General features: G+C 54.0%; 19 protein-coding genes and 1 pseudogene. 4 read left to right on the top strand and 16 right to left on the bottom strand.

Features of this window, described 5'->3' with window-relative positions:
* Positions 1-21: 21 nt before the first annotated feature.
* From emrR to ACWKXX_RS21850, 10 genes are all read right to left on the bottom strand, one after another.
* Positions 22-552, bottom strand: coding sequence for a multidrug efflux transporter EmrAB transcriptional repressor EmrR (emrR, locus tag ACWKXX_RS21895; RefSeq protein ID WP_017694792.1), 531 nt, complete (start codon positions 550-552; stop codon positions 22-24).
* 314 nt (positions 553-866) lie between these two features.
* Positions 867-2,051 carry an MFS transporter gene (locus ACWKXX_RS21890; protein WP_017382775.1) on the bottom strand — a complete coding sequence of 395 codons (1,185 nt, stop codon included), beginning with the start codon at positions 2,049-2,051 and terminating at the stop codon, positions 867-869.
* Between the two features lie 173 nt (positions 2,052-2,224).
* The gene (gene proX / locus ACWKXX_RS21885; RefSeq protein ID WP_017382774.1) at positions 2,225-3,220 is read right to left on the bottom strand and encodes a glycine betaine/L-proline ABC transporter substrate-binding protein ProX; all 996 of its coding nucleotides are present in this window, start codon (positions 3,218-3,220) and stop codon (positions 2,225-2,227) included.
* A 9-nt stretch (positions 3,221-3,229) separates the two neighbouring features.
* Positions 3,230-4,294 carry a glycine betaine/L-proline ABC transporter permease ProW gene (gene proW, locus ACWKXX_RS21880; protein WP_261666055.1) on the bottom strand — a complete coding sequence of 355 codons (1,065 nt, stop codon included), beginning with the start codon at positions 4,292-4,294 and terminating at the stop codon, positions 3,230-3,232.
* Positions 4,287-5,489 (bottom strand): glycine betaine/L-proline ABC transporter ATP-binding protein ProV, encoded by a 1,203-nt coding sequence (gene proV / locus ACWKXX_RS21875; RefSeq protein ID WP_015571658.1) that lies wholly within the window; start codon positions 5,487-5,489, stop codon positions 4,287-4,289. Before proV ends, proW begins: the two co-directional genes overlap by 8 nt.
* Positions 5,490-5,822: 333 nt before the next feature.
* Complete coding sequence (nrdF, locus tag ACWKXX_RS21870; protein ID WP_017382773.1) at positions 5,823-6,782, bottom strand: class 1b ribonucleoside-diphosphate reductase subunit beta; 960 nt, start codon at positions 6,780-6,782, stop codon at positions 5,823-5,825.
* A gap of 9 nt (positions 6,783-6,791) precedes the next feature.
* Positions 6,792-8,936 carry a class 1b ribonucleoside-diphosphate reductase subunit alpha gene (nrdE, locus tag ACWKXX_RS21865; protein WP_261666056.1) on the bottom strand — a complete coding sequence of 715 codons (2,145 nt, stop codon included), beginning with the start codon at positions 8,934-8,936 and terminating at the stop codon, positions 6,792-6,794.
* On the bottom strand, positions 8,909-9,319 hold the full coding sequence (gene nrdI / locus ACWKXX_RS21860; protein WP_015571656.1) for a class Ib ribonucleoside-diphosphate reductase assembly flavoprotein NrdI: 411 nt from the start codon (positions 9,317-9,319) through the stop codon (positions 8,909-8,911). Before nrdI ends, nrdE begins: the two co-directional genes overlap by 28 nt.
* Positions 9,316-9,555 (bottom strand): glutaredoxin-like protein NrdH, encoded by a 240-nt coding sequence (gene nrdH / locus ACWKXX_RS21855; protein ID WP_017382770.1) that lies wholly within the window; start codon positions 9,553-9,555, stop codon positions 9,316-9,318. The genes nrdI and nrdH overlap by 4 nt, the downstream gene beginning before the upstream one ends.
* Before the next feature lie 243 nt (positions 9,556-9,798).
* Positions 9,799-10,125, bottom strand: a complete 327-nt coding sequence (locus ACWKXX_RS21850; RefSeq protein ID WP_017382769.1) for a DUF883 domain-containing protein — start codon at positions 10,123-10,125, stop codon at positions 9,799-9,801.
* A 158-nt stretch (positions 10,126-10,283) separates the two neighbouring features.
* Between ACWKXX_RS21850 and ACWKXX_RS21845 the strand changes: the two genes are divergently transcribed.
* Positions 10,284-10,628, top strand: coding sequence for a DUF2002 family protein (locus tag ACWKXX_RS21845; RefSeq protein WP_006811693.1), 345 nt, complete (start codon positions 10,284-10,286; stop codon positions 10,626-10,628).
* Between the two features lie 32 nt (positions 10,629-10,660).
* Here ACWKXX_RS21845 and alaE read toward each other — a convergent pair whose 3' ends face one another.
* Positions 10,661-11,110: an L-alanine exporter AlaE gene (alaE, locus tag ACWKXX_RS21840; RefSeq protein WP_045141881.1), complete on the bottom strand. Its 450-nt coding sequence runs from the start codon at positions 11,108-11,110 to the stop codon at positions 10,661-10,663.
* 496 nt (positions 11,111-11,606) lie between these two features.
* Between alaE and stpA the strand changes: the two genes are divergently transcribed.
* Positions 11,607-12,011: a DNA-binding protein StpA gene (gene stpA / locus ACWKXX_RS21835; protein ID WP_022651717.1), complete on the top strand. Its 405-nt coding sequence runs from the start codon at positions 11,607-11,609 to the stop codon at positions 12,009-12,011.
* A gap of 37 nt (positions 12,012-12,048) precedes the next feature.
* On the opposite strand, the gene ACWKXX_RS21830 is transcribed toward stpA, so the two are convergent.
* The gene (locus tag ACWKXX_RS21830; protein ID WP_015571651.1) at positions 12,049-12,228 is read right to left on the bottom strand and encodes a hypothetical protein; all 180 of its coding nucleotides are present in this window, start codon (positions 12,226-12,228) and stop codon (positions 12,049-12,051) included.
* 342 nt (positions 12,229-12,570) lie between these two features.
* On the opposite strand from ACWKXX_RS21830, the gene ACWKXX_RS21825 reads away from it, so the two are divergent.
* Positions 12,571-12,729 (top strand): YqaE/Pmp3 family membrane protein, encoded by a 159-nt coding sequence (locus ACWKXX_RS21825; RefSeq protein ID WP_003862203.1) that lies wholly within the window; start codon positions 12,571-12,573, stop codon positions 12,727-12,729.
* Here the strand turns inward: ACWKXX_RS21825 and ACWKXX_RS21820 are convergent.
* Positions 12,726-13,655, bottom strand: coding sequence for a LysR substrate-binding domain-containing protein (locus tag ACWKXX_RS21820; RefSeq protein ID WP_032649270.1), 930 nt, complete (start codon positions 13,653-13,655; stop codon positions 12,726-12,728). The two genes, ACWKXX_RS21825 and ACWKXX_RS21820, sit on opposite strands and share 4 nt — an antisense overlap.
* A gap of 320 nt (positions 13,656-13,975) precedes the next feature.
* Here ACWKXX_RS21820 and ACWKXX_RS21815 point away from each other — a divergent pair.
* A pseudogene (locus tag ACWKXX_RS21815) lies at positions 13,976-14,413 on the top strand (ankyrin repeat domain-containing protein); the annotation flags it as partial.
* Between the two features lie 338 nt (positions 14,414-14,751).
* Here ACWKXX_RS21815 and ACWKXX_RS21810 read toward each other — a convergent pair.
* From ACWKXX_RS21810 to ACWKXX_RS21800, 3 genes are all read right to left on the bottom strand, one after another.
* A complete protein-coding gene (locus ACWKXX_RS21810) occupies positions 14,752-15,051 on the bottom strand; it encodes a contact-dependent growth inhibition system immunity protein (RefSeq protein ID WP_059443636.1) in 300 nt (99 codons plus the stop codon).
* Positions 15,052-15,063: 12 nt separating this feature from the next.
* Positions 15,064-15,888 (bottom strand): RNase A-like domain-containing protein, encoded by an 825-nt coding sequence (locus ACWKXX_RS21805; RefSeq protein ID WP_063436734.1) that lies wholly within the window; start codon positions 15,886-15,888, stop codon positions 15,064-15,066.
* A gap of 148 nt (positions 15,889-16,036) precedes the next feature.
* A complete protein-coding gene (locus ACWKXX_RS21800) occupies positions 16,037-18,370 on the bottom strand; it encodes a primase-helicase zinc-binding domain-containing protein (protein WP_261666057.1) in 2,334 nt (777 codons plus the stop codon).
* Positions 18,371-18,381: the final 11 nt, after the last annotated feature.

Here is an 18,381-nt window from a genome sequence, read left to right as displayed (position 1 = left end):
AATGTTGAGCGGATCGTCGCGTTAGCGCAGCGCCTCAAGGATGACGCCGTCTTCATCCATCTGGTCCAGACGGGTGAGCAGCTTGCGAGTAATGTGCTCAAGCTGGTCGCGCTCGGCGGTGCTGAGGGCAGACCAGAGCTGGTGCAGGCAGTTGTGCTGCGGTGGCAGCACTTCGCGCAAGAATTCGTGACCTTTCTCGGTCAGTTGCAGATGCAGGCAGCGGCGATCGTTATCGCTTTCACGGCGTTCGATCCAGCCGCGCTTTTCCAGTTCATCCGCGATACGGGTCGCATTGGTACGGGATGACCCCAGCGCACAGCTCAGTTCCGACGGCTGAATGCTGTGATTTTCCTGAGACTCCAGCGTAATTAACGCCATAAACAACGTCTCGTTAATCCCCTGCGCTTTCAGCATCTTGTTACGATTTTCCAGCAGCTTACCCTGCATGTGCATGCACAGGCGGGTCAGCAGAATTTCCTGATACGGGAAATCCTCATGACGACTGGCGCGGAACTTAAGCATTTGTTCAATGGGCGTAAACGAACTATCCATTTTGGGCATAACCTCATTAATTACAGCCGATATAGTAACGACAGTGACAAATAATGTAAATGAATTATTTGTGCGGTTATATCCGCCAAACGTATGTCACCATCAGAAAGCGCCGGGTAAATCCGTGACCCGGTGAACACAGAGAGCGTGGGGTGTGTACCCGCGAAAGAGGGGATGTGAGGACAGGGGTCTGAACTATTCATGCCGGTAGTAAATATGTCACCCACAGTAAAATTTCTGGGATAAATGATTACCGTTACCTTAACAGATGCAGGCCCCCTTTACACCCCAGGGGGCCCAAAGCAATGTAAAACTTAGTGAATTGCTTCCTGACGGTGATAGCCGCGCCACCATACCAGCAGATTTATCGCCGCGACAATGGCGCCGATGGCGCACACGCCCGTCCAGCCCGCATGCTGCCAGGCGGAGGCTGAGATGAGCGAGCCCGCCGCGCCGCCGATAAAGTAGCTGGTCATGTACCCGGCCGTCAGACGGTTACGGGCATCCGGCTTCACGCGGTAAATCACGGTCTGGTTGGTGATATGTACACCCTGCACGGTGAGGTCGAGCACCAGAATACCGACAATCAGCGCCAGCACAGATACGTGTCCGTACCAGATGGCCGCCCAGGAGAGCAGGAGTAAAACCAGCCCTGCGGAGGTGGTCATATGAGATTTGCCTTTGTCGGCCAGCCCACCCGCCGGGCGCGCGCCCAGTGCGCCAGCCGCGCCTGCCAGCCCGAACAGGCCAATCACGCCTTCTGAGTAGTTAAACGGCGGCGCGGCGAGCAGAAACGCCATCGACGTCCATAAGATGCTGAAGTTAGCGAAGGTGAGACACCCCAGAATGGCGCGCGTGCGCAGGAGTTTATCCCGGGTAAAGAGGCTGAAAACGGAGGCGAGGAGCTGCGGATAGTTCAGGTGATTTTCCTGCTTCACCTTTGGCAGGCCGCGCCACAGGGCCAGCGCCATGATAACCATCAGCACGCTCGCCACCCAGTAAACGGTGCGCCAGCCGCCGAGGCTCGCCAGCAGCCCGGCAACGGTTCGCGCCAGCAGGATGCCCAGCAGCAGGCCGCTCATGATAGTGCCGACCACTTTGCCGCGTTTTTCCGGGGAAGCCAGCGTCGCGGCGAGGGGAACCAGAATTTGCGCCACCACCGAGAACAGCCCCGTCAGCGCGGTGCCGATAATCATCATCGTTAACGACTGGCTGCTGGCGGTGATCAACATCCCGCCCGCCGCCAGCAGCGTCATGGAGACGATAAGCATCCGGCGCTCAAACATATCGCCTAATGGCACCAGGAACAGCAGCCCGGCGGCATAGCCGAGCTGTGCGGCGGTGACAATAAACCCGGCGGAGCTGGCTGAAAGATCGAAGGCGCGTGCGATGGTGTCGAGCAGTGGTTGTGCGTAATAGTTGCTGGCGACGGCCAGACCCGTTGCCACGGACATTAAAAGGATGAGTGCGGGGCTAAGCCCTTGAGTTGTTTTTGTCATTAGTTTCAGGAATCGTGAGTTAAGTGATTATTTTTCCGGAAACATAATAACCAATGATGGTGAATGTTGGGGAATTGTTACGTGGTGGATTGTGCGGTTAAGGTTGGGTGCGGTTTGATCCCCTCACCCCGACCCTCTCCCAGGGGGAGAGGGTTAGGGTGAGGGAAAATGTTTTACTTCTGCGCCTCAAGCGCCTCTTTCACCCAGCCATCGAACTGCTGCTGGTGGGCTTTGATCCAGCCATCCACGTGGCCTTTGATATCAGCTTCGGATGATTTACCCGCGTGCATCATCGCGTTCTGGGCGTTAATGTCTGCCAGCGGCAGTTTCATCACCGAGAACAGCTTCGCCGCCGCCGGGTTTTTCTCGGCCCAGGCTTTGTTCGCCACAATATGCATGGTGTTCACCGGGAAGCCATAGTTCATGCCGTTTGGCAGTTTGGTGTCGATATCTTTCTGCTCGCCTGGCAGGGAGGAGAAGGGCACCTGCAACCACACCACGTCTTTGCCCGGCTTCAGCACGTCGCTCACCCAGTACGGCGTCCAGGTGTAGTAGATCACCGGCTTGCCTTCTTTAAAGCGGGCGATGGTGTCGGCCATCATCGCAGAGTAATTGCCGTGGCTCACGTCGACGGTCTTCGCCAGATCGAAGGCTTTGTTCTGGTGGTTAATCACCGCTTCACAGCCCCAGCCCGGCGAACAGCCCATCATGTCGGCTTTACCGTCACCGTTGGTATCAAACAGTTTTGCGATCTTCGGATCTTTCAGCTGTTCAATATTGGTGATGTGATATTTATCGGCGGTTTTCTTGTCGATCAGATATCCCTGCGCAGCGCCGGTCACAAAGGTGCCTTCGCGGTAGAATTTCTTGTCACCGCCTGCGGCGGCATACATGTCGTCGTGCAGCGGCTGCCAGTTCACGGCGGTAAAGGTGGCGTCACCGGAGGCAATGGAGGTATAGCCCACGTTGTAATCCACTTCGCTGGCGGTATTCACCGTATAGCCCAGTTTCTCCAGCGCACGGCTGACAATCTGGGTCTGGAAGGACTCTTCCGAAATGGTGCTCTGCACCGGCTGCACGGTAATGCCTTTGCCCGGCAGGTCAGCGGCAACTGCGCTGGTGGAGACAAGGGTCGCAAACGCTGTGGCAAAAAGTACGTTATGTCGCATCGTTGTTCCTTATTTTGTAAATGGGCGGGTGAGTAACCCGACAGGGCCGGTGGTGTACCAGCGACGGTTGCCGCGACTACGTGAATCACGACCGACAGCCTGGGTCAGGCGGTCAAGAATGATGGCGAGGATCACAATCCCGACGCCGCCGACGGTCGCCAGCCCCATATCGAGACGGCCAATGCCGCGCAGTACCATCTGACCTAACCCGCCAACGGCAATCATCGAGGCGATCACCACCATCGACAGCGCCAGCATCAGCGTCTGGTTAACACCTGCCATAATGGTCGGCATCGCCAGCGGAAGCTGAACCTTAAACAGCATCTGACGCGGGCTGGCGCCGAACGAGCGCGATGCCTCTATCAGATCCGCAGGCACCTGGTTAATGCCCAGAATGGTCAGGCGAATAATCGGTGGCAGGGCGAAGATAATGGTCACGACCACCCCCGGTACGTTACCGATGCCGAACAGCATGACGATAGGCACCAGGTAAACGAACGCTGGCGTGGTCTGCATCGCATCCAGCAGCGGGCGAATAATCTTCGCGGCCCGGGGGCTGCGCGCCAGCCAGATCCCCATCGGCAGGCCGATCACCACGCAGAACAGCAGGGCGGTCAGCACCAGCGCCAGGGTGATCATCGCCTGAGACCACGCGCCAATCGCGCCGATGGCAATCAGGGAGATGAGCGTGGCGATCCCCATACCCGCGCTGCCGAACTGCCATGCGATCAGCGAGAACACGATAATCGCCACCGGCGCGGGCATGCCCAGCATCAGCTGCTGGAAGCCGTTCAGGATGTAATCCACCGGGATGCGGATCCCCTGGAACACCGGACGGAAGTGGGTAACGACCCAGTCGATCCCCTCCGTTACCCAGCTATCCAGCGGGATCAGCGTCTTGTGGAACGGATCCATAATATTGAAATGCTCTGGGGCAGGCGCTGGTGCGCTGTTGAGCCAGTCTGCCGCGCCGCCGCCATCGGCAGGCGCAGGCGTCGACCCCCACGCATCGGCAGATTGCGCCGCGCTGTCCGCTGCTTCAGTGGTGCCCCATGGGTTTGATTGATCAGCCATTGTTTGTCCCCTCGCGATCTAAAGCCTGTAGCAGCATCCGTTTTGAGATGATGCCAACGTACTGTTGTTCTTCACCGACGACCGGCACGGCGCACGGCGCCTGACCCACGTGAGAGAGCAACTCGCTGAGCGGCGTTTCGGCGTCCACGGCAAGCGGAGCGTCAATCAACGCCGCATCGATTCCCTGGTTTTCGCTCAGGGCGGTTTTCAGAGAGTCAATGGAGACCACGCCGACAAATTTATTGCCGCGTTCAACCAGATAACCGTATTCACGGTCTTCGTCCTGCAACAGCTTCAGCGCGGAGCGCGGGCCAAAACCTGGCGTTTTACGAATAATGCCGTTTGGTGTTCGACGGGCAATATCTTTCGCACTGAATACGTGGCTAATATCCACGCCGCGGAAGAAGGTGCGCACATAATCATTCGCCGGATTATTGAGAATTTCATCCGGTGTGCCGACCTGCACCACTTCACCATTTTGCATAATGGCGATACGGTCGCCAATACGCATGGCTTCATCCAGATCGTGAGAAATAAAAACAATGGTGCGCTGATGTTTGGCCTGTAATTTTACCAGCTCATCCTGCATCTCGGTGCGAATTAAGGGATCGAGCGCTGAGAAGGCTTCGTCCATTAATAAGATGTCCGGATTAATCGCTAATGCGCGCGCTAATCCCACACGCTGACGCATACCGCCGGAGAGTTCATCCGGATACGCATGAGCATAATTTTCCAGCCCGACCTGACGCAGTGCATCAAGGGCTTTTTCCTGACGTTCCTGAGCGGGCGTGCCGGCTAACTCCATGCCAAAGGCGGTATTATCGAGTACCGTCATGTGCGGCATCAGTGCAAATGACTGAAACACCATCGCAATTTTCTTTCTGCGCACCTCGCGGAGATCTGCGTCTGATATTCTGGCGATATCCACGCCGTCTATCAGCACCTGTCCGCGGGTGGGTTCAATCAGGCGATTGAGAAGGCGAACCATAGTGGATTTACCCGAACCGGATAATCCCATGATGACAAAAATCTCGCCTTCTTCAATGGCCAGACTGGCGTCTTTAACGCCAAGCGATAGCCCGGTTTTTTCCAGAATTTGCTCTTTCGTAAGGCCTTTCTCAATATATTTGAATGCGCGCTGCGGGTGCTCGCCAAATACTTTATAAAGATTTTTCACTTCTAATTTAATTGCCATGCAATAGAGAGTGTCCTGTTATTTGTTTATGTCGATATGATTACCATGGTGAATAGTTAACTGGCATTACCCTAACATACTCAGAATCTGAGACAACCCTGGACCGGCCTGAGGGCGGAATTTTGCCGCAAGCGAAACGGCTGAATTTCCCATGAATAAAGGGCTGAGGGCGGTTTGAATTTTTCTCAATTTTTTGCTGCTGCATCGGGAAATTTCGCCTGAATCGGTGTGATTCAGGCGAATATGACGGGGAAATTACAGTGTAGTACGTAGTGGAATATTCGGCTGGAAATAATGAAATGCAGAGTTAATTAATGAACGTTAATTCATTCATTAAAAATCCCAGTCCTCGTCTTGCGTTTCCACCGCTTTACCCATCACGTACGACGAGCCGGACCCGGAAAAGAAGTCGTGGTTTTCATCGGCGTTGGGCGACAGCGCCGCGAGGATCGCCGGGTTCACCTCCGCCATTTCTGGTGGGAATAACGCTTCGTAGCCCAGGTTCATCAGCGCCTTGTTGGCGTTATAGCAGAGGAAGGCTTTTACGTCCTCTTCCCAGCCCGTTCCGGCGTACAGCTCTTCGGTATAGCTCAGCTCGTTGTCATACAGATCCATCAGTAAATCGAGGGCAAAACCTTTGAGTTCCTCGCGTTTTTCCGCGCTGACTTTCTCCAGCCCTTTCTGATACTTATAGCCGATGTAATACCCGTGTACCGCTTCATCGCGGATGATGAGGCGAATCAAATCGGCGGTGTTGGTGAGCTTGCCCCGGCTCGACCAGTACATAGGCAGCCAGAAGCCGGAATAGAAGAGGAAAGATTCCAGGAACACGCTGGCGATCTTCTTCTTCAGCGGCTCGTCGGCCCGGTAATATTCCAGCACCAGATCTGCCTTGCGCTGCAATGACGCGCTCTCTTCACTCCAGGCGTAGGCCGCGTCCACGTCTCTGGTCTGGCACAGGGTGGAGAAAATCGAGCTGTAGGAGCGGGCATGGACCGCCTCCATAAAGCTGATATTCGACATTACCGCCTCTTCGTGCGGGGTCAGCGCATCACTCATCAGCGCGGGCGCACCCACGGTATTCTGAATGGTGTCCAGCAGCGTCAGGCCGGTAAAGACGCGGATTGTCAGCTGCTGCTCGGCATGGCTCAGGGTTTGCCAGGCCGGAATATCGTTGGAGAGCGGGACCTTTTCCGGCAGCCAGAAGTTGCTGGTCAGGCGGTTCCAGACCTCCAGGTCTTTATCATCCTGAATTTTGTTCCAGTTAACGGCACTTACGCGTGACAGTTTCATCCTTTCTCCTTACAGCGCGCAGGACACGCAGCCTTCAATTTCGGTGCCTTCCAGCGCGAGCTGGCGCAGGCGAATGTAGTACAGCGTTTTGATGCCTTTCTTCCAGGCGTAGATCTGCGCTTTGTTGATATCCCGCGTGGTGGCGGTGTCCGGGAAGAAGAGCGTCAGTGACAGCCCCTGATCCACATGTTTAGTCGCCTCGGCGTAGGTATCAATGATCTTTTCCGGGCCAATCTCATAGGCGTCCTGGTACAGCGCCAGATTCTCGTTGGTCATAAACGGGGCAGGGTAGTAGACACGCCCGGTTTTGCCTTCCTTACGGATTTCAATCTTCGACACGATGGGGTGGATGCTCGACGTGGCGTGATTGATATAGGAAATGGAGCCGGTTGGCGGCACCGCCTGAAGGTTCTGGTTATAAATGCCGTAGCGCATCACCTCTTCACGCAGCTGTTGCCACATCTCACGCGTCGGCAGGGTGATGCCAGCGCGGGCAAACAGCGCGCGTACTTTTTCGGTTTTCGGCTGCCAGTCGCCTTCCAGGTACTGGCTGATATACTCTCCGCTGGCGTAGCGGGACTGCTCAAAGCCTGCGAACCGCTGGTGGCGTTCGCGCGCCAGCATCATCGAGGTATGCAGCGCATGCCATGTGATGGTGTAGAAATAAAGGTTGGTGAAATCCAGCCCTTCCGGGCTACCGTAGGCGATGCCCTCCCGCGCCAGATAGCCGTGCAGGTTCATCTGCCCAAGGCCGATGGCATGCGACGCAGCGTTGCCCGCCTCAATGGACGGTACGCTGCGGATGTGGCTCATGTCCGATACCGCCGTCAGCCCGCGAATGGCGGTCTCTACCGTGCGGCCAAAATCGGGTGAATCCATGGTATGGGCAATATTCAGCGACCCGAGGTTACAGGAGATATCCTTGCCCACGTCCGCGTAGTCGAGGTTCTCGTCGTAGCTGGACGCGCTGTTGACCTGCAAAATCTCCGAGCACAGATTGCTCATGTTGATGCGCCCGGCAATCGGGTTCGCGCGGTTCACCGTGTCCTCGTACATGATGTACGGATAGCCGGACTCAAACTGAATTTCAGCCAGCGTCTGGAAGAAATCGCGGGCGTTGATGGTTTTTTTGCGAATGCGATCGTCGGCCACCAGCTCGTCGTACAGCTCGCTTATCGCCACGTCGCCAAAGGCTTTGCCGTAAATCCGCTCAACGTCATACGGTGAGAAGAGCGCCATGTCGGCATTCTCTTTAGCCAGCTTAAACGTGATATCCGGGATCACCACGCCGAGCGACAGGGTTTTGATGCGGATCTTTTCGTCGGCGTTTTCACGTTTGGTATCCAGAAAACGCAGAATGTCCGGGTGGTGCGCGTGCAGATAAACCGCACCCGCGCCCTGACGTGCGCCAAGCTGGTTGGCGTATGAGAAGGCATCTTCCAGCATCTTCATCACCGGGATGACGCCGGAAGACTGGTTTTCGATGCGCTTAATCGGCGCGCCCGCTTCCCGCAGGTTCGAAAGCAGAAACGCCACGCCGCCGCCGCGTTTCGAAAGCTGTAGCGCCGAATTCACCGCACGGCCAATCGACTCCATATTGTCTTCAATACGCAGCAGGAAGCAGGAGACCAGTTCGCCGCGCTGGGCTTTCCCACAGTTAAGGAACGTTGGCGTGGCGGGCTGGAAGCGACCGGAGAGGATCTCCTCCGTGAGTCTTTCGGCTAGCGCTTCATCGCCCTGCGCCAGCGTCAGCGCCACCATCACCACCCGATCTTCAAAGCTTTCTAAATAGCGTTTGCCGTCAAAGGTTTTCAGGGTGTAGCTGGTGTAATACTTCCACGCGCCGAGAAACGTCTGGAAGCGAAAACCGCTGGCGTGCGCCCGTTCAAACAATGCCACCACGAAGGCGCGGTCGTAGCGTGTCAGGACACGCTCTTCGTAATAACCCTCTTTTACCAGCCAGTCGAGACGTTCCTGCTGGCTGCCAAAGACGACGCTGTTCGGGCGTACATGAGCGGCAAAAAAGGCGTCCACCGCCTCATGATCTTTGCCAAACTGAATGCGCCCCTCGCGGTCATAGAGGTTTAGCATGGCGTTTAATGCGTGGTAATCCGGCGTCGCCTGAATCACGCGTTCTGCGGTTGTCGTTGCCAAAATTCGTTCACTCCTTTACGCACGTTCTCTACGTCCTGCTGTGTCCCCATCAGTTCAAAACGATAGAGATACGGCACGCCGCATTTTTGAGAGATGACATCCCCGGCGCGGGCAAAGGCCTCGCCGAAGTTGCGATTGCCTGCGGCGATCACGCCGCGAATCAGCTGCCGGTTATGGGGATCGTTCAGAAAGCGGATCACCTGACGAGGCACAGCCCCTGCGGTGCCGCCACCGCCATAGCTGGGCACCACCAGAATGTAGGGTTCGTCTACCTGAATACGCTCCCGCTCGTTCAGCGGAATGCGTATCGCGGGCAGCCCGAGACGCTCCATAAACCGAAGCGTGTTTTCCGAGCTGCTGGAAAAGTAGACCAGCGTGCTCATGCACTGACGCCCTGAGCGGCAAGGCGGTTGATCATGTCCGGACGGAAGCCAGACCAGCTGGTGTCGCCGGCAACGACAACCGGAAGCTGACGGAAACCCTGCGCCCGCAGGGTGTCTGCCGCGTCGGGCACCTGATCAATATTGACCATCTCAAATGCCACGCCGCGGCTCTCCATCGCCCGTTTCGTGGCGTGGCACTGAACACAATCGTTACGAGTGTAAATAATAATGCTCATGATTCGTATTTCCATTTAGAATGAGAGAACGGCGCGAGTAAACGCGTCATGTTGTGTGTGTCTTGCTAAAGGGAATACTAGATGTAGTTGCGATAAGTTTCAACCACACAAGATATGGGAAATACAGATTAATAAGGCCCCAACGATGAGCCTGGCGGGGCAGGGCGGGCTGTGCGGGTTTTTCAGGCTGTCAGGCAAAGAAAAGCCCCGGCGCCTGAGGCGGCCGGGGCTGAGAACGCGCGCTTACTTACGCAGGCTAAGCAGGGCGCCGACAAAAATCCCGACCGCCGCGACCGTTCCCAGCGTACAAAGTGGTTTTTCACGTACGAAGGTGGTGGCGCAGCTGGCCATGTCGCAGGCCGCCTGAGTGGTACGTGAGCGGCCATTCATCCTTGCCCGCGTTTCACGCAGCAGAGACTGAGCCTTACGTTTCGCGGCATCTGCTTCGTCCTTCGCGTCAGAGCCCCAGGATTTCAATACGGCTTCCAGCGTGTCCGCTAATTGGCTGACATCGTTACGAATATCCTGTGTGTCGTCATTAATATCGTTTCGGTTCGGTCTGTTAAACATACGATCCTCCATAATTTGTGTTCCCGTTTAGTTTAGTCCAGAAATGTAATATCTGAAGCGAGTCACGGCTTATAGGGCAGTTTATGGAATATTCTGAAAGCCCTGCTAATGCTGAATACTGTAAGGTTGCCGGGCAGGAATGATAATGAGGAAAAGATATGTATTTACGACCCGATGAGGTGGCGCGCGTTCTTGAAAAAGAAGGGTTCACCATGGATGAGGTAACATCAAAAGCGTACGGATATCGCCGTGGTGAGAATTATGTTTACGTCAACCGTGAAGCAAGAATGGGGCGTACTGCTCTCATTATTCACCCGACACTCAAAGACAGAAGCCTGTCATTTGCTGAGCCCGCCTCGGATATTAAAACCTGCGATCATTATCAGCAATTTCCGCTCTATTTAGGCGGCGAGACGCATGAACATTATGGTATTCCGCACGGTTTCAGCTCGCGTATGGCGCTGGAGCGGTTCCTGAAAGGGCTGTTTGGCGACGTACAATAACTCTGCGACTGGCCTGAGCCAGTCGCCTTACCTTACGCTTTTGCCTGGCTATAAGGGCTGACTTTAAACAGGCGGCGGCAGTAGTCAAGAAAGTAACCGTACACCGCACCCATCAGCATGGATACCACGATATTTGAACTTACCGCAGCGGCGATTTGATGCCAGTCTGCGCCCACCGTCAGCAAAATAACCACATACACCGGGGACTGGAACGTTACGTAAGCCAGCACGTCCGCCAGGTTTTTTACCCAACCCACCGGGCTAATACGCCGGGCTAAACGCATCACTGCATCGCGATACAGGCCGTACGGCCAGGCAATCATGATATTCACCGGAATGGCCACCAGGCGCGACGAGAGGGATTGCTCAAAGGACATTCCCGACAGGAAAATTTCAATCAGCATATTCACGACGGAACAGTAAACGACCATCGCGAATGTATCCGCTACCGCATGGCGCAGGCGAGACTGCGGTGAGAACATGTCTGAACTCCTCGAACAGGACAAAAAAGTGGCGTTTTACCTGCGGCCTTTAGTGCTTTAGGTTGGTTTGTTTTGAGTGTATAGCGTATCTCTCTGGCTTTTAACTAACAAGTAGTGATTAATTTTTATTTACAGGCGCTTTGGCCATAAAATTCTCTAAAATTGTTCGTTTTTTGCGCGCTTCGTTATTTTCTCTCCTCGCGCCTATTTTAGTGAAATATATCAATGGATTAGTTTGTCTGTGTGCGTGTGAAACCTCTGTTGTGTGGGAGAGTGGAGGCGGTTTTTTGAACTGTTTTAAACAGGGGTTTTTGGCCTGGGGAAGGGCGGTATATTACGCATTAAAACAGACATATATTTCGGGGTTATATTAACGGGATATTCTAAAACATTTACAATAATGTCAAAACGTCAGGGTGGGTAGATATCAGAACAAAAATCAATTATTCTGTTGCCTGATTTATGTTATACACACGAAGAAAGGTTTTTCATTATTATGGCTTTAACGTTACAGAATCTTAATAATATTCGTACCCTCCGGGCGCTGGCACGTGAATTATCCATGGATGTTCTGGAAGAAGTGCTGGAAAAATTCCGGATTGTCACTGAAGAAAAACGCAGCGAGCAGGCTGAATTAGAGCGTCAACGCGCTGAACAGCAGGATAAAATTAATGCTCTGCTGGAACTGATGAAAGCTGACGGTATTTCTCCGAGCGATCTGTTAGGCAGTGATCTGGCGCAGGCGGGTCAGCCGACGAAAAAACGTAAAGCGCGTGCGGCGAAATATCGTTTTATTGACGCGAACGGTGAAGAAAAAACCTGGACCGGCCAGGGGCGTACGCCAAAGCCAATTGCAACCGCACTGGCAAACGGTAAATCGCTGGACGATTTCCTGATCTGATGATTATTCGGGCGGTGTATTCCGCCCGATTATTGACTTAGCAGACGCCAAAGTCACCGTCTTCGGAGTACAGAACCACGTCCGCCGCTTTCAGGTGATATTTCTCGCCCTGCTCATTGCTGGCCTGCACAGCCACAATGTTTTCACCATTCACTTCGAGCACTTTCAGTTTCGGACCGCCCTGACGCGGTTGGACATAATCACCGACAGAAAACATAGCACCTCCTCATCATTGTCATGATCTTCACCATAGCCCACGTCCGGGGGCGGGGTACAGCCTAATCTTTCAGATACTCCTTATCAGGTACGTCGGTTCCACGGCATCACTTTCAGCAATCAGCGCGTTTGCCTGCTGCGGCGAAATAAGAGGAAGAGACATTGCGTTTCCTTACGGTCAATTTCAGAACAGTAGAGCATTTAAGGCGGGGGTTTAAGCCAGTGTAAAGAGGGTAAAGGCAGGTAAAAGCGCGAGAGACGCATGGCAGTTAACCGTAAACTGGCTACGCTTAGAGAAGTGTCTTTTATAATTTTCAATTGGTTAGCTTGCACGGAGTTTTTTATGGGTTTTTGGCGCGTTGTTTTTACGATTATTCTCCCGCCGCTGGGCGTGCTGCTTGGCAAGGGGCTGGGCTGGGCGTTTATTCTGAATATCCTTCTGACCATCCTGGGCTACTTCCCCGGTCTTATCCACGCGTTTTGGGTTCAGACGAAGAGCTAGGTGCGCCACAGTAAGTCACTGTAGATCCGGGTCAGCACGCCTTCGGGGCCAAACTGCTGTTTGATCCAGCGCGTGACCTGACCGGTCGCCGCATGCTGCGTGGCGAGCAGCATGCGCGAATCCTGACGTGGATTATTGATCCGCCGCGTTACCAGCAGCCCGTCCTCCACCGCCTCACGCGTCATATATTCCGGTAAAAAGCCAATACCTTCCCCCAGGATCTGACACTGGCATTTCGTGTTGAAGTCCGGCACCAGAATCGCCTCCTGACCGTGAAGCAGCCAGCCCACCTTCTTGTTGATGGTATGCGCGGTGTCCTCGACCATGATATTGGGATACAGACGCAGCTGACTTTCGGAAATGGGCTCCGGGGCGAACGCCAGCGGATGCGTGGGCGCGATGGAAAATACCCAGCGGATCGCCCCTATCTCGGTGTAATCAATGCCGCCGCCGTCCAGCAGCGTATCCGGCGCGCCAATGGCGATGTTGGCCTGATTATTAATGATGGAATCCCAGACGCCGTTATACACCTCGGTCGTCACCGTGATCTGGCAGGTGGGAAACTGTTTTTTCAGCACCTGGAGCAAACGCGCGGTATGGCGTGGCGTATACAAAAGCTGATTTATGCAGATGCGCACCCGCGTCTCAATGCCCTGAGAAATGGTATCAATCCCGCGCTTGATGGCATGAAAGTCATTCAGCAGGTCGGTCGCTTTACGATAAAAATAAAAACCGGATTCGGTCAGCTCAATGCTGCGCGTGTTGCGTACAAACAGCACCACGTCCAGTCCGGTCTCCATGCGTTTGATGGTGTAACTGATGGCGGAGGTGGTCACGCCCAGCTCGGCAGCCGCTTTGCTAAAACTGCCAAAACGTGCCGCGGTGGTGAAGGCCAGCAAATTCTCTTCGGTAAAGATGGAATTCATATTATGGCTCCTGGTGACCATCAGTTTTGAACATATTTTAACAGCGGCGTTACATCATAGTTGATGTCGATCACAGTTCTGGATTTTTACGTAGAACCGCGCTGTGTAAGGCTTTTTCAACCATAAGGATAATGCAGCCTGAAGCGCGTAAAAGCGGTAAAACATAAGAAAAAGGTTGCACAGACGCACATTTCTCCCGGACCGTTGAATTTAACTCAACAATGAATTGCGTGTCGATGAATCATTTTTAAGCGGATTCTTTTATGACCAGGCTGTTGCTATTCTCAGGTCATCAGAAGTGAAACATAGGGAGTCTGAATATGTCTGCAACTGCACTGGTTACAGAATTTCTGCTAGCGGCAGAAGAGGGCAATATCGACGCGCTAAAAGCCTGCCTGGAGAAAGGCGTGGATATTAACGCGACCAACCGCCAGAAAAGAACCGCCATTATTATTGCCAGCCTGAAAAAGCATTACGCCTGTGTGGAGTTTTTAATTGCCGCCGGGGCGGATATTGATAAACAGGACCAGACCTGTTTTAACCCCTTCCTGATCGGCTGCCTGACCAATGATTTAACCCTGCTGCGCATTGTCCTTCCGGCAAATCCGGATCTCGATCGTCTGACGCGCTTTGGCGGCGTGGGCATTACCCCTGCCAGTGAAAAAGGGCACGTTGAAATCGTGCGTGAGCTGCTGGAAAAAACCGACATCAACGTCAACCACACCAATTTTGTCGGCTGGACGCCGCTGGCGGAGTCTGAATAAATCCATTAAATTAATGTTTTTATTGGAATTTTATCAATTCAACTTTCATCGGTATACCTAAGCGTATACCAATGGCGATTTGTTGCAGTGTCGCCTGAGTTTAAGCAAACCTGTTTTTCGAATGGACCACATCAAGAAAAAAGTTTTTTTGCATTTAACTGTTCACACTGTTCACCTTTGATTTTTTACAAGTAATTTCATTCGGTTAGATGGTGAACATACGGTGAAGAGTGAACAGTGGACTGTTCACTCTTAAGTTATGTTTAGGGAGTAAAAGACCGGCTGTTGCCATCTGAGGTCGGTTAAGCTGCTGCGGGTTTGTCTACCTATAGCTACTTCGAAGAAAGGGCAAGTCTGCGCACAGTCATCAGGAAATTGAATGGGGTTGAATCCCACAACTCAGGTGAAAAATCAAATCCGTACCGGCTTTTGAACTCCTCATCCAGCCTGTCTCCGTAAAGCGCAAGGAAAGAATCGACCTCTTCGGCTAACTCTTTTAACATCCAGTCGGGAGCTGTTTTTTTATAGAGTTCAACAGTGCCTTCAATAGTATCCTCTCCCTCATTTATGAGGTCATGATCCTGATTGAAATAACCCTGAATCAGCTGATCAAGATGATAGAAACTTTGCATAATCCACCTGTCCTATGGGGTCGGGAATGCTGTAAGGATATAGTAAGGTTTTCCGTTATACTCTTGCAGTTCGATAACAATCCTCACTCCACGCATGCTGATGCGCTGTGTGCTGCCTCGCGTGAATCCATACCCAACCTCCTGACCGGCAGGATAATTGATGGTAAGGCGCCCACCGTTTTTACCACCTCCGAGTAAGGATTTGATATTTGCCCGGTTAAGATAGACTGCCCTCGAAATAACATTTTCAGCAACATTTAAATCTTTAAACGTTGAAGACATAACAAGTCGCTTATTTTTCTCGAATCGGGCAAGTAACTCACTGTCAGTTTTTCCGACATGATTTGCGAGTGTATGCCCGCCGGGTTTGAGACCCGTAACTGATTCATGCTGGATCAATTTGATGCGACCAGCTTTAATTGCAGCTACACGGACGGCACCAATAGCAGCTGCAAATCCAAGCGGAACGGCTATATCAACTGTCATGCCGATATTGAGGGCGGTGTCTTCATCAGCACCAAGTTCTCTTGCCGCGCTCACAGCAATCTGCCAGGTGGCTGAGCGCGTATCACGACCAGTTATCACCTGTCTGGCTGCGCTTTGAACAGCGTCAAGACTATGTGCGCCAACAACCACACATCCCGCTTTCGTTAGTCCTGTTGGTTCTGGCGCGATACATAGTGCTGTGGCACCGGCCATTTCTACCGCTCCGAGTAAAACACCAAGTCCACCCAACAGTCGGTTGCTCAGCGTTTCCGCCTCTGTGACGCTCTTATCTGAAAGCACCGCCGCCAGTTGTACCGGCGACATAACAACGACCATTCCACCTTCTTCCATAACAGTATCCCATTCCCCCATATCCTTACTCGATAATAGCCAAAACTTTCTTCGGTTGATAAGAGTAAATTCTTAACCTTCCTTATTTATTTAAACTCCGCATATTCAGCTGATATAAAAAGACCGGCTGTAGCCGGTCTGGAGTGGGTTATGTCGCTGCGGGTTCATCGCATTTCGGCAGCCAGTCGCCGTAGCTTTCCTCTTTCAGCGACAGGTTGGTCTGTATCCCCTGCTTTGTGTGCCGCTTCTCATAATTCAGGCCGTACTCTTTCAGCATCATGGGCAGCCCCAGTCCGAACATTTTCAGGCTGAGCACGTTCCTGTACCCGTTAGCCTCCATATAGGCCAGATACGCGTGATAAAGATATTTACGATAATTACGCGGGATGATGCTGGCATTACCCATAAACATCCCGTTGGTCTGCGGCAGCATTTCCAGATAACCGCAAAAATCAAACGTCGGGTCAGCATCGCGCTTGATGCTGAGTGCCTCGTCGGAGTTCTGCTGCGACTGGAGCAGTGCGCGGGCGGTCATCGGGTCGCTGAATTTCTGCATAAGCTGGCGCACGATAACGGCCAGCTCGCGCGCAATTTTATCCCTGAGCTGCGGGTCACGCTCTTCCGGCGCAATCTGCTCCGGGAAGTGAATAATCACCCGGCGACGTGACACACCGCCGCTGCGGTCGGTGAAGCGCATCGGGTTGTTATTGACGGCCAGAATCACCGCCGGAATATGTGTTGAGTACGGGTTCTGGTATTTCGGGTCAACCGAGACCGCATCACCGCCGGTGATTGCCTTGAGTCCTGCCCCGTCACCGCTCCATTTTTCCTGGTCTGGCAGACGGATAAGCGAGAAGCCAATCAGGGATGCACGCTTGCGCGGGTCTTCCAGTGTGTCGATATCGGCTGACGTGGCGTTATCTTCCCCGGCGAGCAGGGTCGCGATTTCAGCCAGAATACTTTTACCGCTCCCGCCGGGACCGGTGACTTCGAGAAAGAGCTGCCAGTCGTAACGGTTCGCCAGTACCATAAACAGCGCAGCCAGAATCACGTCGCGTTTTTGGGAATTTTTACCGGCTGCACGGTCGAGCCAGCGCCAGAAGTTCGGCGCGTGCGTCTCCAGCGTTTCCCCCTCCACCGGTGGGGTAAAATCCACGTCGCACAGGGTGCGCAGCCAGTGCGATTTACTGTGCGGGCTGAACAGGCCACTTTGGGTATCGAGTACGCCGTTGCGAAAGCCAATCAGACGGCGTGCCGGTGTATCCTGCTGCGGAATAATCAGTTTCAGGGTCTCCACCACCGAGGCAATTTTCCCGGACGAGAACGGGGCGCGCAGACGCTGGAATAAGTCAGCCACATTTCGTGAGAAAGTGGCGGCAGGGATATTTTTCCAGATGCCGCTTTCATAGCGGGACAGGAGCTGGCCGTTTGCATCCACAGCCAGCGCTTCGCCGTAATGCTCATGCACCCGCAAGGCCTTGTCGCTGGCGCTCATGGCGGTAAATTCCGCCTCGCTCATGGTATCAAACGGACTTTGCGCCGGTGGCCGGATGGCGTCATAAATGGCTTTCCGCGTTGCCTCCCCGCCGTGCTGCATAAACGCATCATTCCAGTCACCGAATACCGGCGGCAGGGCGACAACGCCCTCACAGGCGTCTGCGGCCGCAGCGGCTTTGTTCTGGCCGTCGCCGCTCAGGTCGCGGTCGGCGGCGAGCACAATCTGACAGGCCGGGTGTTTCTGACGGACAAGGCTCGCCAGAGAAAGGAGGTTCACGGACGACAGCGCCACCATGACGGTTTCACCGGTCAGGTGATGCACGGTGAGCGCGGTTGCATAGCCCTCCGCAATCCACAGGCGCTTTCCGGCCTGTTTTTTCCCTTCGATGACATGACATGCCCCTTTAACCTGACCGCCCTTCAGGGTGCGTTTGAGACCGTCAGAACTGATAAGCTGAAGGTTAACCAGTGCGCCGGTATCGTCATACAACGGGACAACCACATCCCCGGCGCGGAACGTCACGCCGCCGGTTTTGTGTGTGGCCGACAGTACCGGACATTCCCGGTTGGGGAAGCCCTTGCAGGTGAGGTAGGCGTTGCCGCTGGCCGGTCGGGTTTTCTCCATGAGCCTTACGGCCAGCGCGGCCGCAGCCTGGCGGTCAGCCTCCGTTTCAGCCTCTGCGGCCGCAATCACTTCCGTGGCAACCGGCGGCAGGTTGCCGGTCACGGCGTTCACCTTTTGGGCTGCCTCTGATGGTTTTACACCGAACACCTTTTCGACCAGTTTCAGGCCATCCCCCGCGCCGCACTGATTACAGAGCCACGTCCCTCGCCCCTCTTTATCGTCAAAGCGGAAACGGTCAGAGCCGCCGCACACCGGACAGGCCTGATGCCGGTTTTTCATGACCTTCACACCCAGCGCCGGAAGAATGCGCGGCCAGTGGCCGCACGCCTGTTTTACGGTTTCCGTTACGTTCATTTTCATCGTTATTTTCT

The organism is Enterobacter sp. UPMP2061 (assembly GCF_053709615.1).
The sequence above is the reverse complement of the archived record's forward strand: the minus strand, read 5'-3'. Positions and strand labels throughout refer to the sequence as shown.

What these genes read in the sequence shown, in the direction of transcription:
- emrR (WP_017694792.1), bottom strand. Translation starts at nt 552, where the DNA reads ATGGATAGTTCGTTTACGCCCATTGAACAAATGCTTAAGTTCCGCGCC.
- ACWKXX_RS21890 (WP_017382775.1), bottom strand. Translation starts at nt 2,051, where the DNA reads ATGACAAAAACAACTCAAGGGCTTAGCCCCGCACTCATCCTTTTAATG.
- proX (WP_017382774.1), bottom strand. Translation starts at nt 3,220, where the DNA reads ATGCGACATAACGTACTTTTTGCCACAGCGTTTGCGACCCTTGTCTCC.
- proW (WP_261666055.1), bottom strand. Translation starts at nt 4,294, where the DNA reads ATGGCTGATCAATCAAACCCATGGGGCACCACTGAAGCAGCGGACAGC.
- proV (WP_015571658.1), bottom strand. Translation starts at nt 5,489, where the DNA reads ATGGCAATTAAATTAGAAGTGAAAAATCTTTATAAAGTATTTGGCGAG.
- nrdF (WP_017382773.1), bottom strand. Translation starts at nt 6,782, where the DNA reads ATGAAACTGTCACGCGTAAGTGCCGTTAACTGGAACAAAATTCAGGAT.
- nrdI (WP_015571656.1), bottom strand. Translation starts at nt 9,319, where the DNA reads ATGAGCACGCTGGTCTACTTTTCCAGCAGCTCGGAAAACACGCTTCGG.
- nrdH (WP_017382770.1), bottom strand. Translation starts at nt 9,555, where the DNA reads ATGAGCATTATTATTTACACTCGTAACGATTGTGTTCAGTGCCACGCC.
- ACWKXX_RS21850 (WP_017382769.1), bottom strand. Translation starts at nt 10,125, where the DNA reads ATGTTTAACAGACCGAACCGAAACGATATTAATGACGACACACAGGAT.
- ACWKXX_RS21845 (WP_006811693.1), top strand. Translation starts at nt 10,284, where the DNA reads ATGTATTTACGACCCGATGAGGTGGCGCGCGTTCTTGAAAAAGAAGGG.
- alaE (WP_045141881.1), bottom strand. Translation starts at nt 11,110, where the DNA reads ATGTTCTCACCGCAGTCTCGCCTGCGCCATGCGGTAGCGGATACATTC.
- stpA (WP_022651717.1), top strand. Translation starts at nt 11,607, where the DNA reads ATGGCTTTAACGTTACAGAATCTTAATAATATTCGTACCCTCCGGGCG.
- ACWKXX_RS21830 (WP_015571651.1), bottom strand. Translation starts at nt 12,228, where the DNA reads ATGTTTTCTGTCGGTGATTATGTCCAACCGCGTCAGGGCGGTCCGAAA.
- ACWKXX_RS21825 (WP_003862203.1), top strand. Translation starts at nt 12,571, where the DNA reads ATGGGTTTTTGGCGCGTTGTTTTTACGATTATTCTCCCGCCGCTGGGC.
- ACWKXX_RS21820 (WP_032649270.1), bottom strand. Translation starts at nt 13,655, where the DNA reads ATGAATTCCATCTTTACCGAAGAGAATTTGCTGGCCTTCACCACCGCG.
- ACWKXX_RS21810 (WP_059443636.1), bottom strand. Translation starts at nt 15,051, where the DNA reads ATGCAAAGTTTCTATCATCTTGATCAGCTGATTCAGGGTTATTTCAAT.
- ACWKXX_RS21805 (WP_063436734.1), bottom strand. Translation starts at nt 15,888, where the DNA reads ATGGAAGAAGGTGGAATGGTCGTTGTTATGTCGCCGGTACAACTGGCG.
- ACWKXX_RS21800 (WP_261666057.1), bottom strand. Translation starts at nt 18,370, where the DNA reads ATGAAAATGAACGTAACGGAAACCGTAAAACAGGCGTGCGGCCACTGG.